Annotated in this window: 14 protein-coding genes; 7 read left to right on the forward strand and 7 right to left on the reverse strand. The window is 74.4% G+C overall.

The window, feature by feature from the left end:
* Positions 1-164: 164 nt before the first annotated feature.
* Positions 165-1,505, forward strand: a complete 1,341-nt coding sequence (locus tag ABEB09_RS19020; protein ID WP_345691116.1) for a COG1361 family protein — start codon at positions 165-167, stop codon at positions 1,503-1,505.
* Between the two features lie 36 nt (positions 1,506-1,541).
* Here the strand turns inward: ABEB09_RS19020 and ABEB09_RS19025 are convergent, their stop codons facing one another.
* A complete protein-coding gene (locus ABEB09_RS19025) occupies positions 1,542-2,753 on the reverse strand; it encodes a flavin-containing monooxygenase (RefSeq protein WP_345691117.1) in 1,212 nt (403 codons plus the stop codon).
* 198 nt (positions 2,754-2,951) lie between these two features.
* Here ABEB09_RS19025 and ABEB09_RS19030 point away from each other — a divergent pair, with 198 nt between their 5' ends.
* Positions 2,952-3,386, forward strand: a complete 435-nt coding sequence (locus tag ABEB09_RS19030) for a Zn-ribbon domain-containing OB-fold protein (RefSeq protein ID WP_345693992.1) — start codon at positions 2,952-2,954, stop codon at positions 3,384-3,386.
* Between the two features lie 4 nt (positions 3,387-3,390).
* Here the strand turns inward: ABEB09_RS19030 and ABEB09_RS19035 are convergent, their stop codons facing one another.
* Together ABEB09_RS19035 and ABEB09_RS19040 are read right to left on the reverse strand one after the other, a co-directional pair.
* Positions 3,391-4,053, reverse strand: coding sequence for a pyridoxine/pyridoxamine 5'-phosphate oxidase (locus tag ABEB09_RS19035; protein WP_345691118.1), 663 nt, complete (start codon positions 4,051-4,053; stop codon positions 3,391-3,393).
* Between the two features lie 7 nt (positions 4,054-4,060).
* Entirely contained in the window at positions 4,061-5,242 is a 1,182-nt protein-coding gene (locus ABEB09_RS19040; protein ID WP_380839800.1) for a thiolase C-terminal domain-containing protein, read from the reverse strand.
* 83 nt (positions 5,243-5,325) lie between these two features.
* On the opposite strand from ABEB09_RS19040, the gene ABEB09_RS19045 reads away from it, so the two are divergent.
* The gene (locus ABEB09_RS19045) at positions 5,326-6,516 is read left to right on the forward strand and encodes an acyl-CoA dehydrogenase family protein (protein ID WP_345691119.1); all 1,191 of its coding nucleotides are present in this window, start codon (positions 5,326-5,328) and stop codon (positions 6,514-6,516) included.
* Positions 6,516-7,067, forward strand: coding sequence for a nitroreductase family deazaflavin-dependent oxidoreductase (locus ABEB09_RS19050; protein ID WP_345691120.1), 552 nt, complete (start codon positions 6,516-6,518; stop codon positions 7,065-7,067). The genes ABEB09_RS19045 and ABEB09_RS19050 overlap by 1 nt, the downstream gene beginning before the upstream one ends.
* 132 nt (positions 7,068-7,199) lie before the next feature.
* Here ABEB09_RS19050 and ABEB09_RS19055 read toward each other — a convergent pair whose 3' ends face one another.
* Positions 7,200-7,847: a TetR family transcriptional regulator gene (locus ABEB09_RS19055; RefSeq protein ID WP_345691121.1), complete on the reverse strand. Its 648-nt coding sequence runs from the start codon at positions 7,845-7,847 to the stop codon at positions 7,200-7,202.
* A 395-nt stretch (positions 7,848-8,242) separates the two neighbouring features.
* Here ABEB09_RS19055 and ABEB09_RS19060 point away from each other — a divergent pair, with 395 nt between their 5' ends.
* Positions 8,243-9,040 (forward strand): VOC family protein, encoded by a 798-nt coding sequence (locus tag ABEB09_RS19060; RefSeq protein ID WP_345691122.1) that lies wholly within the window; start codon positions 8,243-8,245, stop codon positions 9,038-9,040.
* A gap of 187 nt (positions 9,041-9,227) precedes the next feature.
* Positions 9,228-11,705, forward strand: a complete 2,478-nt coding sequence (gene afsK, locus ABEB09_RS19065) for a protein serine/threonine kinase AfsK (RefSeq protein ID WP_345691123.1) — start codon at positions 9,228-9,230, stop codon at positions 11,703-11,705.
* Between the two features lie 418 nt (positions 11,706-12,123).
* On the opposite strand, the gene ABEB09_RS19070 is transcribed toward afsK, so the two are convergent.
* Positions 12,124-12,723, reverse strand: coding sequence for a hypothetical protein (locus ABEB09_RS19070; protein WP_345691124.1), 600 nt, complete (start codon positions 12,721-12,723; stop codon positions 12,124-12,126).
* Between the two features lie 232 nt (positions 12,724-12,955).
* Between ABEB09_RS19070 and ABEB09_RS19075 the strand changes: the two genes are divergently transcribed.
* Positions 12,956-13,447 (forward strand): hypothetical protein, encoded by a 492-nt coding sequence (locus tag ABEB09_RS19075; protein WP_345691125.1) that lies wholly within the window; start codon positions 12,956-12,958, stop codon positions 13,445-13,447.
* Here the strand turns inward: ABEB09_RS19075 and ABEB09_RS19080 are convergent.
* Positions 13,444-14,214, reverse strand: a complete 771-nt coding sequence (locus ABEB09_RS19080) for an enoyl-CoA hydratase/isomerase family protein (RefSeq protein WP_345691126.1) — start codon at positions 14,212-14,214, stop codon at positions 13,444-13,446. The genes ABEB09_RS19075 and ABEB09_RS19080 overlap by 4 nt on opposite strands.
* Positions 14,211-14,648 carry a Zn-ribbon domain-containing OB-fold protein gene (locus ABEB09_RS19085; protein WP_345691127.1) on the reverse strand — a complete coding sequence of 146 codons (438 nt, stop codon included), beginning with the start codon at positions 14,646-14,648 and terminating at the stop codon, positions 14,211-14,213. The genes ABEB09_RS19080 and ABEB09_RS19085 overlap by 4 nt, the downstream gene beginning before the upstream one ends.

Here is a 14,648-nt window from a genome sequence, read left to right on the forward strand (position 1 = left end):
TCCCGTGACGACGCTCACGTCGAATCGCCGATTGCCGGCCCGGTGCCTTGGCGCCGCCGGGGCGAGGCGGCGTACAACCTCCTGTCGGTCTGGGGTGTCGTCCTAGTGCTGAGCTGCTTGCCCGTGCCTTGTTGCTCCTTACGCAGAGAGGGTCCCCAAGCCGTATGAGATCGTCCTCCGTCGCACGTGCTCTGAGTCGTGGTGCCTGTGTCACCGTCGCCGCGGGGCTGGCCACCGTCGGGCTCGCGGGGCCCGCGGTCGCCGACAGTGATCAGTTGTGGCTGACCACGCCGTACGAGGTGACGCTGCCCGTGGCCACCGAGGGCGGCGAGGCCCCGGCACAGACCCTGAAGCTGGGGCTCTCCCACGACAACACCAACTACACCGTCACCGACGGGCACATCACCGTCGACGTGTCGGGGCTCGCCGGGGTGGCCGAGGTGACGTGGCCGGAGGGCTGCGCGCCCAGCGGCGCCACCGCCGTGTGCAGCGTGCCCGAGGTGCCCGTCTCCGGCACGTTCGCGGGCGTGCGGCTCGACGTGCGGGCCGTCCCCGGCGCCGCAGTCGGCGCCACCGGCCGGATCGGCTACACGGCGCGGGCCACGACGACCGCGCCGGGCGGCGAACTGACCGCGTTCGCACAGGAGACGACCGTGACGCTCGCCTCCGGTCCCGACCTGGTCCTGCGGGCCACGGCCCCGTCCGGCGACGTCCAGCCGGGCGCGACCGTCGCCGTGCCCTTCACCGTCGTCAACCGGGGCAACGAGCCGTCGCGTGGCGTCCGCGTGTCCATGTACGTCACGCGCGGCCTGGACGTCGGTGCCGTCGCCCCCCAGTGCACCACCACACCCCTCGGCGGCGAGGACGGATACATCCCCGTCTCCAAGGTCGAGTGCGCCTTCGGCGACGTCCTCGCCCCCGGCGCTTCCTTCGCCCTCCCGGAGCCGCTGAGGGCCACCGTCGCCCCCTACGCGTTCCACGAGCGCGTCGACCTGGGCGTCGAGCCGGGCGACGGCGCCACGGACCTGTCCCCGTCGGACAACGGTGAGTCGGTGGGCGTACGGGCGGTCAACACCGCCGACTTCCAGGTGAAGGGCGCCGAGGTGACCGGCGCCGCCGGTGAGACCGTCACCGCCGCGCTCACCTTCCGCAACAAGGGTCCGGCCTGGGTCGCGAACCTCGGGTCCGGCGAGCCCGTCGGCGTCCTCGACTTCGTCGTCCCGCGGGGCGCCACCGTCGTCGAGGTCCCGGAGAACTGCTCCGGCCGCACCCTCGACGGCGACTGGTACGAGGAGCCCACGGGCGCGCCCCGTTACCAGTGCCGGCTGCCGCTCTGGGTCGGCGAGAAGCAGACCGTCACCTTCCCGCTGAAGCTGCGCGTCGACACCGTCGTGCCCGACGCGACCGGCACCCTGCGCCTCCTCCCCGGCTGGGGCGAGGCCCGCCCGGTCGACCCGGACACCCGCAACAACGAGGCGAAGGTCGTCCTCAACCCGGCGGGGTGATGGGGAAGGTGCCCATGTGGCGTCGGCCGGGGGCTGTCATCGCCTCCGGCCGGCCCTCCACCGGCGCGACCCCCGCCCGGGCCGTCCCGTCGTCACCGCGCGGGCGATCCTGGCGGCGTCCCGGGCCAGTTCGCGGAGCGTGCCGCTGACCGGCTGGGTGAAGCCCGTGAAGTACAGGCCGGGGGCCTGTGCCGGGGTGCGGGCGCCGTGGGTCAGCGGGCGGCCGTGGGCGTCCAGGACGCCCAGGTGGCCCACCAGGTCCTCCAGGGCGCGGCGGTAGCCGGTCGCCGCGATCACCGCGTCCGGGGCCAGTACGGTGCCGTCCGCGAGGACCACCTTGCCCTGCTCGAACGACTCGACCGCCGCCACCGGCTCGACCAGGCCGCGCCGTACCGCGTCGACGAGCCCCGTGTCGTACACGGGGAACGCGTCCGCCCCCCGCAGCCGTGCCACGAGCCCCGTCGTGGGGCGCGGCAGCCCGTGGGCCGACAGGTCGGGCACGGTCAGCCGGCACAGCAGCCGCAACACCCGGTCGGCGAGCCACACCGGAAGCCGCCGCACCAGCACGCCGGTGTACTGCGCGGGCCAGCCCGCGACGGAGCGGCGTACGAGGTGCGGCACGGTCCGCACGGCCAGCCGCACCCGCGCGGCGCCGCCCTCGGCGAGGTCCACGGCGATCTCGGCGCCCGAGTTGCCCGCGCCCACGACGAGCACGTCCTTGCCGGTGTACGGGGCGGGGGAGCGGTACGCGGCCGCGTGGACCACCTCGCCGCCGTAGCCGGCCAGGCCCGGCCAGTCGGGCAGCAGCGGGGTGTGGTGGTGGCCGGTGGCGACGACCACGGCCGTACTGGTGAGGCGCCGGCCACCGGTGGCGTGCAGGACCCAGCCGCCGCCCTCGGCGGCCTCCACGCGGAACACCTCCACGCCGGTCACGATCTCCAGGTCGTGGACGTCGGCGTACTTCTCCAGGTAGCGGGCCATGTCGTCGCGCGCGACCCAGCGTCCGAACTGGCGCGGCAGGGGCAGGCCGGGCAGGGCCGACAGCCGCCGGGTGGTGTGCAGGCGGAGCCGTTCGTAGCGCCCGCGCCAGGACGCGCCCACGACCGAGGCCTTCTCCAGGACCACGGCCCGTACGCCCCGCTCGCGCAGCGCCGCGGCGACGGCGAGTCCGCCCGGGCCGCCGCCGATGACGAAGAGCGGAGGGCCGAGGGGCGGGCCGGCGTGGTGGCGGTCGGTGCGAGGGGCCATGAACGCCGAGCGTAACGGGCCGATCACTTGTTGGGTCTCGGTCAAGACGGAAATCGGTTGCGAAACGGTCACGCATTTTGGTGCAAAGGCGCGTTCGGCGGTGGTGAACGGGGCGGAAGGCGCGTGACGGTCTTGCGGAAGCCGGCCCGAGTCCGCTGAACTGACGCATCGTCAGAAGACTGTGATCGGATGGTGCTGATGCCCATGGACGCCGCCACCCCGGAGATCGACGACTTCACCCGCCCCTACTGGGACGCCGCCGCCGCAGGCCGCCTCCTGATCCGCCGCTGCGCCGCCTGCGGGCGGCCGCACCACTACCCGCGCGAGTTCTGCCCGCACTGCTGGAGCGACGACGTCCACTGGGAGGCGGCGAGCGGCCGGGCCACGCTCCACACCTGGTCCGTGGTCCACCGCAACGACCTCCCGCCCTTCAGCGGCCGCACCCCTTACGTGCCCGCCGTCGTGGACCTCGCGGAAGGGCCGCGCATGATGACGGAGGTCGTCGGCTGCGACCCGGCCGCGCTGGAGGCGGGGATGCCGCTGGAGGTCGCCTTCCGCCGCGAGGAGGCCGGGACCGGGGCCGGCGCCGGGACCGTGACGGTCCCGGTGTTCCGCCCGGCCGCCACGCCGTGAGCCCTCAGGGCCACAGCAGCCGCTGCGCCCAGGCGCCGTCCTCGGTACGGGAGTAGTGCAGGCGGACGTGGCGGCGCAGTTCGTCGCCCTGGAAGAACTCGACCTCCGTCGGGACCAGCACGTACAGCGTCCACGTGGGCGCGGGGGCGTCCGGTGTCGCGCGTGCCCGCTCCCAGGCCGTGCGGCTGGCGTCGGCCAGCTCCGTCAGGGACTCCAGGGGCTCGCTCTGGCGGCCCACCAGGGCGGCGGCGAGGGCGCCGGCCGAGCGGGCGTGGAGGTCGGCGTACGCCTCGTCGGGCGTGCCCGGCGCGACGCGGCCCCGGATGCGGACCTGGCGGCCCTGCGCGGGCCAGTAGAAGCCGAGCGCCGCGTCGGGGCGGGCCGCCAGCTGGCGGCCCTTCGCGCTGGTGGCGTGGGACGCGAAGTGCCAGCCGCGCTCGTCGGCCTCGTGCAGCATCACCGTACGCACGTCGGGCCGGCCGTCCGCGTCGGCCGTGGCCAGCTGCATGGTGTGGGGCTCGGTCTGACCCGCCTCCACCGCATCCAGGAACCACGAGCGGAAGAGGGGCAGGGGCGCCTCAGGGGCGGACCCCGGGTCGAAGGCGGGGAGCGTGGTGTCCCAGACGAGGAGGGAGCGGAGGGCGTCGTGGAAGCTCTGGTCCGTCATGGGGACATCATCGGGCCAGGACGACCGTCCCGGACGAACAGAACCACCCGCCCGTGCCCGACGCCACCCCCAGCCGCGGCAGCGAGCCGTCCGCGCGCCGCACCTGCCGGCCGTGCGCCTCGCCCCGCAACTGCCGCACCGCCTCCACCAGCAGGAACAGGCCCCGCATGCCCGGGTGGCAGGCGGACAGCCCGCCCCCGTCGGTGTTCACGGGCAGTGCGCCCGTCAGTGTGAGCCGGCCCTTCTCCACGAACGCCCCGCCCTCGCCCTTGCCGCAGAAGCCCAGGTCCTCCAGCGTCACGAGCGTCATGTACGTGAAGGCGTCGTAGATCTCCGCGAAGTCCACCTCGGCCGGGGTCACCCCGGCCCGCCCGAAGGCCAGCCGCCCGCTCACCGCCGCGGGGGAGACCGTGAAGTCCTCCCACTCCGACATCGTGGTGTGCGAGACGTGCTCGCCCGTGCCGAGGACCCACACGGGGGGCTTCGCGCAGTCCCGTACGTACTCCTCGGCCGCCAGCAGCACGGCGGCCCCGCCGTCGCTGCGGACACAGCAGTGCAGCTTCGTGAACGGGTCGGCGACGGGCGGCGAGGACAGCACGTCGTCCACCGTGAGGGGCCTGCGGTACATCGCCTCGGGGTTGCGGGACGCGTTCGCCCGCGCCTGGACCGCCACCTCGGCCAGCTGCTCCGCCGTCGTGCCGTAGGTGTGCATGTGGCGGCGCGCCGCCATCGCGTACTTCGCGATGAGCGTGTGGCCGTACGGGACCTCGAACTGGAGCGGGCCGCGGGCGCCGAAGGAGAGGTTCGCCGTGCGGCGGCCCGCCCTGATGTCGGCGCGGGCCGTGGAGCCGTACACCAGCAGCACCGCCTCCGCGTGGCCCGCCGCGATCGCGTCGGCGGCGTGCGCGGCCATCACCTCCCACGTGGCGCCGCCGACGGACGTCGAGTCGACCCACGTGGGGCGCAGCCCCAGGTACTCGGCCACCTCGACGGGGGCGAGGGTTCCCAGGCCGGCGGAGGCGAGGCCGTCGATCACCGAGCGGTCGAGCCCGGAGTCGGCGAGCGCGCGCCGGGCGGCCTGCGCGTGGAGCGTGTACGGGGTGGTGGCGCCGTCGGCGCGCCCGCAGTCCGCGAGGGCCGCGCCGACGACGGCCACGGGACGTCGCCGGGCCGGAGGCATCACAGGCATGGATCTGACGGTACATCAGGTCTATGGTCATGGCGATGACGATCCGTCAGAAAGCAGTCCAGCAGAGAGGGAGGTCGGATCCTGTGGACGCCGCCTTCAGCGAGGAGCAGCACGCCCTCCGCCGCACCCTGCGCGACCTCCTCGCCAAGCACTGCCGCGGCGACGACGTCCGGGCCGCCGTCGTGACGCCCGACGGCCACGACCCCGGGCTGTGGCGGCTGCTGGCCGGGCGGCTCGGCCTCGCCGGGCTCGCCCTTCCCGAGGCGTACGGCGGCGCCGGCGGCGGGGTCGCCGAACTCGCCCTGGCCTGCGAGGAGACCGGCCGCGTCCTGGCCCCCTCCCCGCTGCTCGCCACCGCCGCGCTCGCCGCGCCGCTCGTCGGCCTGCTCGGCACCGACACCCAGCGGGCCGGCCTCCTCCCGCACCTCGCGGACGGCACCCTGACCGCCACGCTCGCCACGCCCGGCGCCCTGCCCGTGGCCCTCCGCCTCACCGACGACAACCGCGACGGCGCGTGGGCCGGAGGCGGACGCGCGGGCGGCATCCAGGCCCGCCGGGACGCGCCCGGCGACGCGGCCCGCTGGACGCTGTACGGGGAGGCCGACCGGGTCCTCGACGGGCACGGCGCGGGCCTCCTGGTGGTCGCCGCGCACACCGGCGGCTTCCCCCGCTCCCGCACGCTCCTCTTCCTCGTACGGGCGGACGCCGCGCCCGCCGGGCTGACCCGGGTCCGCCGCGCGGCCCTCGACGAGACGCGGTCCCTCGCCTCCGTCCAATTCCGCCACTGCCCGGCCGAGTTGCTGGGAGGCGACGACTCCGGGGCGAGGGTTCCCGACGCGCTCGCGGAGGCCGGGCGCGTCACCGCCGCGTGCCTCGCCGCCGAGGCCGCCGGAGCGGCCGCGCACTGCCTGGAGCGGACCGTCCGGCACGTCCGCGACCGTGAGCAGTTCGGCCGGCCCATCGGCTCCTTCCAGGCCGTCAAGCACCGGCTGGCCGACCTGTACGTCCAGGTGCAGACCGCCCGCTCCGCCGCCTACTACGCGGCCTGGGACCCGATGGCCGCGGGCCTCGCGCTCGCCCGGTGCCTGGAGGCGCTGCGCACCGCCGCCGCCGAGACCGTCCAGCTCCACGGCGGCATCGGCTTCACCTGGGAGCACGAGGCGCACCTGTACGTCAAACGGGCCACGGCGGACGAACTGCTCTTCGGCCCCGTCCACCGGCTGCGCGCCCAAGCCGCCCGTGGTGACGCGCTGTTCGAGGGGGTGGCGGTGTGATGACGCCCGCGCCCTCCCCGGGACGCCGCCTCGTCCAGAAGCTGTCGTCCACCCGTACCTTCGCCCGCGTCGCCCCGTACGTCGTTCCGGCGCTCGACCGGGCCGTGCACCGGCTCACCGGCGGCCGCGTCCTGCTCAGCTCCCGGATGCTGCCCGGCCTCGTGCTCGTCTCGCGCGGCGCCGCCACCGGACTGCTCCGGCACACCCCGCTGGCCTGCATGCCCGAGGACCGGGCGGCCACGTCCTGGATCCTCGTCGGCTCCAACTTCGGCCGCGACGCGCACCCCGCCTGGACGGGCAACCTACTGAAGCACCCGGACGCGGAGGTGAGCCGGAACGGGACGACCGTGCCGGTGCGCGCCCGGCTCCTGAAGGGCGCGGAGCGCGAGGCCGCGTGGCGGGCGGTGGTCGCCTTCTGGCCGCCGTACGCCACGTACCAGGCCCGCGTCGCACGCGAGATCCGGCTCTTCCGCCTCACGCGCAGGGACGTTCCGGACGGGACCGGGAACGGGAATGCCGGCGGCGATCGGGGAGGACCGCCGCCGGCGTGACAGGACGGAGGGGTGCGCGGGGTGGAAGGCCGTGAGCGTGCCGGGGCGCGAGAGCACGACCGGGTGGGGCGGCGGTGGCGGACCTCCCGGGAGGCCCGGACGTCCCGCGTCGTCGCCCGGCTGCCTCGCCGGCTACTTCGCCGGCTTCTTGCCCGTGATGCCCAGGTGCACCAACAGTGCGAGGTTCGGCTTCAGTTCGGCCTGCTTCACGCCCCAGGTCTGGAAGCCCTTCTGGTGCGAGGCGACCGCCGCGAGCATCGCGACGAGCGCACCCGCCATCGCCGCCGGGTTCACGTCCTTGTCGACCCGGCCCTTGGACTGGAGTTCCTTGACCGCGTCCGTCAGGGAGTTGGTGACCGAGTTCAGGATCTTCATACGGATCTTGTAGAAGCGCTTGTCGCCCTCGGCGGCGCCCAGATCCACCACGCGCAGGATCGCGTCGTGGCGCCGCCAGAAATCCAGGAAGCCCTCGACGAGTTCCTCGGCGGCCTGCCGGCCCGCCTTCCCCGCCCAGGAGCGGCCGGAGACCAATTCGGTCAATCCTGCGCCTTCCTTGGCCATTTCCTCGGCGATTTCCAGGACGGCGCCCTCGACGTCCGGGAAATACTGATAGAAGGTCGCGGGTGAAGTGCCCGCCTTCCGGGCCACGTCGATGACTTTGACGTCCCGGTACGGCGAGGAGCTGAGCATCTCGCTGAGGCAGTCGAGCAGCTTCTGCCGCGTCGCCTGGCCGCGTCGGCCGGCCACGCGGCCGTCGACGGTGCGTACTTGTCCTGTCATGCCGTCAGCTTACCGAGGGGTGATCGGGGCGCGATTCGGCCGACTGCAAATGGGGTGCGGCGCCGGGTGAGGTGCCTCCCACGCCCGGGAGCGGCCGATCCGGGAGCCTTCACGGTCCGCTCGGGCCTCCGCGGGCCACCCCGGCCGACCGGAACCCGCCGGCCGCTCGACGGCCACTCCAAGGCGACCCCACGCCCAATAGGATTATTAACAGCCTGTGGAAAACTTCGGTGGACAAGTGACCGAAGGGTGCCCGCGAACCGGGTGCGCCGGGGCGTCGACCACCTCCCGTATGCACATATGTTCTCTTTCTTCCCCTGCGTGTGGCCCCCGGCCGCATTAGCGTGAACGTGACGGGCACCACACCGTCCGTGCACAGGGAAGGAACCACGCCCATGGCCGCGACGACAGCGGGAACGGCGGACGGCACGCCGTGCTGGGCCGACGCCCTGCTCCCGGACCTCGAAGCCGGCAAGCGCTTCTACGGGGAACTGTTCGGCTGGACCTTTGGCGCAGGCGACGAGACGTACGGTCCCTACGCCATCGCGCTCAGTGACGGGCTGCGGGTCGCCGGGCTCGCCGCCAAACGGGACGGCCGTATGCCCACCGCCTGGGGCGTCCACCTCGCGGCGGCCGACGTCAGCGCCCTCTGCGGCCGCGTCCGGGCCGCCGGCGGCCAGGTGATCACCGAACCCACCCGGATCGGCGACGCCGGGATCGCCGCCGTCGCCGTCGACCCGGGCGGCGCCGTCTTCGGGCTCTGGCAGGCCGGCGACCGCGGCGGCTTCGAGAAACAGGGCCTCCCCGGCTCCTTCTGCTGGACCGAGGTCTACACCCGCGACAAGGACACGGTCGACCCGTTCTACGAAGACGTCTTCGGCTACCGGACGCGGGACCTCGACGACCCGTCCATCGACTTCCGCGTCTGGTCCCCCGCCGGCACCGAGGAACCCAGCGACGCCACGGCCATCGGCGGGCGCAGCGTGATCAGCGACGCGTTCCCCGCCGAGATGCCCGCCCACTTCCTCGTCTACTTCTCCGTCGAGGACTGCGACGACACCGTCGCCACCGCCATGCGCCTCGGCGGGCGCGTCACCGAGCCGCCCTTCGACACGCCGTACGGCAGGATCGCGGTGATCGCCGACAACCAGGGCGCCGTCTTCGCCGTCCTCGCCGAACCGAGGGCCGCCTGACCCTCTGACCTGCGGCCACACCCATCGCCAGATCCGCCCCACAGGCCCCCTCGGCCCCTCACGGGGGTGTCCGGAACCGGGTGAGACACCCCGATCCGCCCCCGGGTTCGCAACCACCGCCCCGGACAGGAACAATCAGGGGGCACAGGGTCGTCCCCTATGGCCCTGACGGGGAGGTGGCAGGCAAGTGGAGCAGCTGACGCAGCACGATCCGAGACGGATCGGCCCGTTCGAGGTGCTGGGCCGGCTCGGTGCCGGAGGAATGGGCCTGGTCTATCTCGCGCGCTCGGCATCGGGCCGGCGCGTGGCGATCAAGACGGTGCGCACCGAGCTCGCCGAGGACCAGTTGTTCCGCGTCCGCTTCACGCGCGAGGTCGAGGCCGCGCGGGCGGTCTCCGGCTTCTACACGGCGGCCGTGGTGGACGCCGACCCGCGGGCGGCGGTGCCGTGGCTGGCCACCGCGTACGTGCCCGCGCCCTCCCTCGAGGAGATAGTGAACGAGTGCGGCCCGCTGCCCGCGCCCGCCGTGCGCTGGCTCGCCGCCGGTGTCGCCGAGGCCCTGCAGTCCATCCACGGTGCCGGCCTCGTCCACCGCGACCTCAAGCCGTCCAACGTCCTCGTCGTCGAGGACGGACCGCGCGTCATCGACTTCGGTATCGCCTCCGGCGTCTCCAACACCCGGCTGACCATGACCAACGTCGCCGTCGGAACGCCCGCGTACATGTCCCCCGAGCAGGCCCGCGACTCGCGCAGCGTCACCGGCGCGAGCGACGTCTTCTCGCTGGGCTCCACGCTCGTGTTCGCCGCGACGGGGCACGCGCCCTTCCACGGGGCCAACCCCGTGGAGACCGTCTTCATGCTGCTGCGCGAGGGCCCCGACCTGGAGGGCCTGCCCGATGAGCTGCGGCCCCTCATCGAGTCCTGCATGCAGATGGACCCGGCCCTGCGGCCCACGCCCGCCGACCTCCAGGCGCAGCTGGCGCCGCACCTCTTCGCCGGGGGCGACGACAGCGGCACGGCGTCCGCGTGGCTGCCGTCGCGGGCCACGGCCATGATCGAACAGCGCCGCGGGGGACGGCCCAGCACGCCGCCGCCCGCCACGCCCGCTCCCGCCCCCGCGCCGGGCCCGGTGTCCGCTGCGGCCCCGCCTCCGCCGCCCCAGCCCCCGCAGAACCCGCCCGTCGCCGCACCCGGCCCCGGGCAGGACTGGGACGGCGCCTGGCGCCCCGGTGCCGGCGCCGACCCGCGCACCGGGCACGCCACCGCCGCGCCGCAGGGCGCGCCCGTGCGCCTGCCCGGCTCCAACGTCCCCATCGGGCCCGGACCCCGCGCCGCCGACGCCCGCGGCGGTGTGGGCCTCGCGGCGGCGGACGCCGGTCCGGCGACCGGCTGGATCCGCCCCCCGGCCGGGGTGACCGGCGCGGATTCCGCGCCGCCGCCCCCGACCGGCCGTCCCTTGCCCGGCCCCGGCGGGACCGGCGTACCCGGCCAGGCCGGTGCGCCCGACGGCGGGCCCACCGTCGCCACGCCCGGGCACTGGCGGCCGTGGCGGTTCCGCATGTCGAACGACGTGTGGGGGACCCCCGTCGTCGACGGCGACCTGCTGTACGTCACGTCCTTCGAGGTCCACGCGCTGGACGTGGCCACCGGCCGTCGCCAGTTCAAGACCCGGGACGTCGCCTGGTCCATGGCCGTCGCCGCCGGGCGCATCCACGCCTCCGACGGCCCCACGCTCTACGCCCTCGACGCGCTCGACGGCAGCGAGCGGTGGCGGCTCCAGACCGACGCCTGGGTGTACTCGCTCCAGGTCGACCGGGGCACCGTCGTCACGGGTACGCGCGGTGGCGGCGTCCAGGGCTGGGAGTCCTCCAACGGGGCCAAGCTGTGGGAGCTGTCCGGCGCCCAGACCGACTTCGAGACGCCCGAGGCCGGGCCCGCCGTGCACGGCGACACCGTGTACGTGTGGCAGGACGCCCGCCTGCGCGCGCTCGACGCCCGGACCGGCACCGAGCGCTGGTCGTACCCCATCGGCGACGCGGCCTCCTGCGGCGGCGTCCCCGTGCGGGTCACACCCGCGGAGGACGGCTACGCGTACGTCGCCGCCGGCACCCGCGTCCTGTCCATCGACATCATGTCCGGCCACGTCCGCTGGCACTTCGAGGCGCCCGCGGTCTTCCTGTCGCCGCCCGCCTTCGCGCCCGGGCCCGCCGTGACGGGGGGCGGCGTGTACCTCGCCGACTACCTCGGCACGGTGTACGCGCTGGACGCGACGACCGGCAAGGACCGGTGGCGCATCGCGACGGAGTCCCGGCAGTCGATCGAACCCGTCCTCGTCGCCGACGGCAACATCCACGTGGGCAGCGGCAGCGCGCTGTACACGCTGGACGCCGTGACCGGTACGCCCAAGTGGCGGTTCGCGGCGGGCGGCGAGATCATCGGCGCGCCCGTCGTCGCCGACGGCCGCGTCCACTTCGGGTCCGCCGACCACGTCCTGTACACGCTGGACGCGGGCGGCGGGCAGCTGCGGTGGAAGCTGACGACGGGCGGGGAGATCACGGGGTCGCTGGTGGCGCGGGCGGGCGTGGTGTACGCGTGCAGCAAGGACCGCTGCGTCTACGCCCTCGACGCCGTCAAGGGCACCGCCACGGGCCGCCCCCGCACCTGACAGGGCGGCGGGACGGCACCGCCGTCCCGCCGTTCCGTCGTTGTGAGCTGGCGTCGCGGTCCCGCCGTTCCGTTGTTGTGGGCTGGCGTCGATGTGCCGCCGTTCCGTCGTTGTGGGCAGTCGTTCCGCATGAGGGTCCCCCCTGGACGTAGTCCTTGGGGGAGGAACGGGTGGGCACAACGACGGAACGGCCCCCCGGCCTGAGGGCCCACCCCCTGCGCGCACCACGACGGTGGGTGGGTCCGGGTGCGGCCCGGGGGTCACGTGCTCAGATTGGCTCGCTCGGGCCCCGGAGCGTAAAACGTCCCAGCATCGCCAATCCTGCGCGCGCGACCCCCGGTCCACCCCCGTCCCGTCGTCGGGCGGCTCACCCCCGGCAGGGGGGTGGGTGCGTGGAACCCGCCCGCCCGTGGGCGGCTCACCACCGGTGCGGTTGGGTGGGGGGCTCGCCGCCCGGTGGCTCGTCGCGGTACGGCCGGTCCTCCGGGTAGCCCGGGTACTCGGGGCGGTCCGGGCCCGGGATGGGGCGCGGGGGTGGGGTCCGGTCCGGCGGTGGGTACGTGTAGCCGGGCTCCTCGGCCTCCGGCTCGGGCGCGGGCCTCCGCACCCGCCCCGCCAGCACGGACGCCGCCAGCAGCAGGAGCAGCCCGCCGCCCAGCGCGTTCGCGAGGCCCACACCGAGCCCCGTTTCGTTGTCGCCGGTCACCGCGAGGTTCCCCGCCGCCTGCCCCTGGCGGACCATCCACAGGATGGTGAAGCCCAGCACGATCACTCCGGCGAGGGCGATCACCAGGCGGGAGCGCAGCACCAGGCCGATCAGTGTGACGGCGGCGGCGACGACCATGGGCAGCAGGAGGGACAGCCACAGGCCGGGCCTCTCCTGGCTGATGCCCTGGAAGAGGTCGGCGAACTCGTAGTCGCGCCCGAGACGGCCGTCGTACCAGGCGACGAAGGGGCTCCATACGGCGGCCGTCGCTCCCACGAGAGCCAGGACGGCGCCGATGATGTTGCGGATCATCCTCGGCCTCCTTCGGCTCCGGCTCCCGATGCCGACGCTACGCCGGGCCGGGGCCGGTGGCCACAGTCGACCGGGTACCCCCGTACGGCCCAGTAGGCCGCCGGGCCGTACGGGTGAAGCTGTGCGTGCCGTCGGCGGGCGCTGCTAGGGTGACGTGCGCTCGTCAAAACGAGCCCAATATTCTTCCACTTTCGACGGGGGTTGAAACGTGAAAATGCGTCATGTTCGCGCCGTGGCCGTGTTCGGCATCGTCCTGGTCGCGCTCACCGGTGCGCGCGGCTCCGGCGGCGGCAGCTGCGGCGGCTCGCACTCCAGCTCGAGCAGCAGCAACGGCTCCGACTCCGGCAGCAACGGTCACCGGGACGACGACACCAGCACCTCCGGCGGTTCCGGCGGTTCCGTGCCCGGCGGCGGCTCCAGCTCCAACCAGGCCATGAGGGACATCCGCATCGACGAGTGCAAGCTCGACGCCGCCGGCAAGAACCTCGTCGCCCGGCTGACGATCAAGAACGACGGCGCCATCGACTACAAGTACGACGCGACCGTCCAGTTCAAGGGCGACGCCGGGGCGAGCGTCAACACCGCCATCGCCCGTGTCGACGACGTCCTCGTGGCGTCGAGCGGCAGCCAGACCACCGAGGCCACCACGCCCTACACCGGCACCGGCGACGGCTCCGAGTACAAGAAGTGCGTCGTGATCAGCGCCGACCGGAGCATGAGCTAGCGCACGCGGTACGCCCTTCCCCCGCCCCGCCCCTCGAACAGCTCCGCCTGCCGCTCCGGCGGCAGATTGCCGAGCGCGACGAGGTGCGGGGCGTGGGCCAGCGCCTGTGTCCTGGCGGCCTCGCGGGCCGCCCACACCGCCCGTACCGTCCCCTGCACCGCGTCCGTCGGGTACGACGCGACGACCTCGGCCGCCGCCCTCGCCGCCGCCAGCGCCCCGCCCGGCTCCGTCAGCTCGGAGACCAGGCCGATCTCGTACGCGCGGCGTGCCGACAGCCGCTCGGCGGTGCCCATCAGGCACATCCGCGCCACCTCCCCGTACGGCATCCGCTGCGCCATGCCGATCGCCTCGTACGCGCTGACCATGCCGTACGTCGTGTGCGGGTCGAAGAAGGTCGCCGAGCGCGAGGCGACGACGAACTCCGCCTCGCCCAGCAGGTAGAAGGCGCCCCCGCACGCCATGCCCTCCACGGCGGCGATCACCGGCTTCCACAGGTCGTTGGCCTTCGGGCCGACCGTCAGCAGCGGGTCGTCGAGCGAGTAGGGGGACGGCGGCTGGGGGACGTCCACGGAGCGGTCGATGCCCGTCGAGAACGCCCTGTCGCCCTCGCCCGTGAGCACGATGGAGCGGACCTCGGTGTGGTGGCGCAGGTCCTGCCATGTGGTGCGGAGCGCTGATGCGGTCGAAAGGTCCATCGCGTTGTGCTTCTCCGGGCGGGCCAGCGTCACCACCGCCACGCCCCCCTCCGTCTCCACCCGTACGCTCACGGCCGCTCCAGCAGCCAGCGCGGCACCGTCACGTCCCCGAGGCGGGTGAAGGCCACCCGCACGGGGGCGCCGATGCGTAGCCGCGACGGGGGTACGGAGTCCAGGGGCGCGTCGGGGGACGCCACGACGTTGCCGACCAGGCGGATGCGCGGGGCGTCGGCGAGTTCGACGACGGCCACGTTGTACGGGGCGAGCGCGGCGTACGCGGGCAGCAGCGGCGGGTGTGGGACCACGTACGACCAGATGCGGCCCCGCCCGCTCGTCCTGCGCCACTCGGCCGCGAAGGACCCGCAGTGCGGGCAGCAGGGGCGCGGCGGGAAGCGTGGCTCGCCGCAGGCGGCGCAGCACTGGACGCGCAGTTCGTGCCGGGCGGCGTACTCCCAGAAGGGGGCGCCGTCGTCGTCCGGGACGGGCCGCAGGAGGTCGGGGCTCAT

The sequence above is a fragment of the Streptomyces coeruleoprunus genome (genome assembly GCF_039542925.1).
GTDB lineage: Bacteria > Actinomycetota > Actinomycetes > Streptomycetales > Streptomycetaceae > Streptomyces > Streptomyces coeruleoprunus.

What these genes read in the sequence shown, in the direction of transcription:
- ABEB09_RS19020 (WP_345691116.1), top strand. Translation starts at nt 165, where the DNA reads ATGAGATCGTCCTCCGTCGCACGTGCTCTGAGTCGTGGTGCCTGTGTC.
- ABEB09_RS19025 (WP_345691117.1), bottom strand. Translation starts at nt 2,753, where the DNA reads ATGGCCCCTCGCACCGACCGCCACCACGCCGGCCCGCCCCTCGGCCCT.
- ABEB09_RS19030 (WP_345693992.1), top strand. Translation starts at nt 2,952, where the DNA reads ATGCCCATGGACGCCGCCACCCCGGAGATCGACGACTTCACCCGCCCC.
- ABEB09_RS19035 (WP_345691118.1), bottom strand. Translation starts at nt 4,053, where the DNA reads ATGACGGACCAGAGCTTCCACGACGCCCTCCGCTCCCTCCTCGTCTGG.
- ABEB09_RS19040 (WP_380839800.1), bottom strand. Translation starts at nt 5,242, where the DNA reads ATGCCTGTGATGCCTCCGGCCCGGCGACGTCCCGTGGCCGTCGTCGGC.
- ABEB09_RS19050 (WP_345691120.1), top strand. Translation starts at nt 6,516, where the DNA reads ATGACGCCCGCGCCCTCCCCGGGACGCCGCCTCGTCCAGAAGCTGTCG.
- ABEB09_RS19055 (WP_345691121.1), bottom strand. Translation starts at nt 7,847, where the DNA reads ATGACAGGACAAGTACGCACCGTCGACGGCCGCGTGGCCGGCCGACGC.
- ABEB09_RS19060 (WP_345691122.1), top strand. Translation starts at nt 8,243, where the DNA reads ATGGCCGCGACGACAGCGGGAACGGCGGACGGCACGCCGTGCTGGGCC.
- ABEB09_RS19070 (WP_345691124.1), bottom strand. Translation starts at nt 12,723, where the DNA reads ATGATCCGCAACATCATCGGCGCCGTCCTGGCTCTCGTGGGAGCGACG.
- ABEB09_RS19085 (WP_345691127.1), bottom strand. Translation starts at nt 14,648, where the DNA reads ATGAGCCCCGACCTCCTGCGGCCCGTCCCGGACGACGACGGCGCCCCC.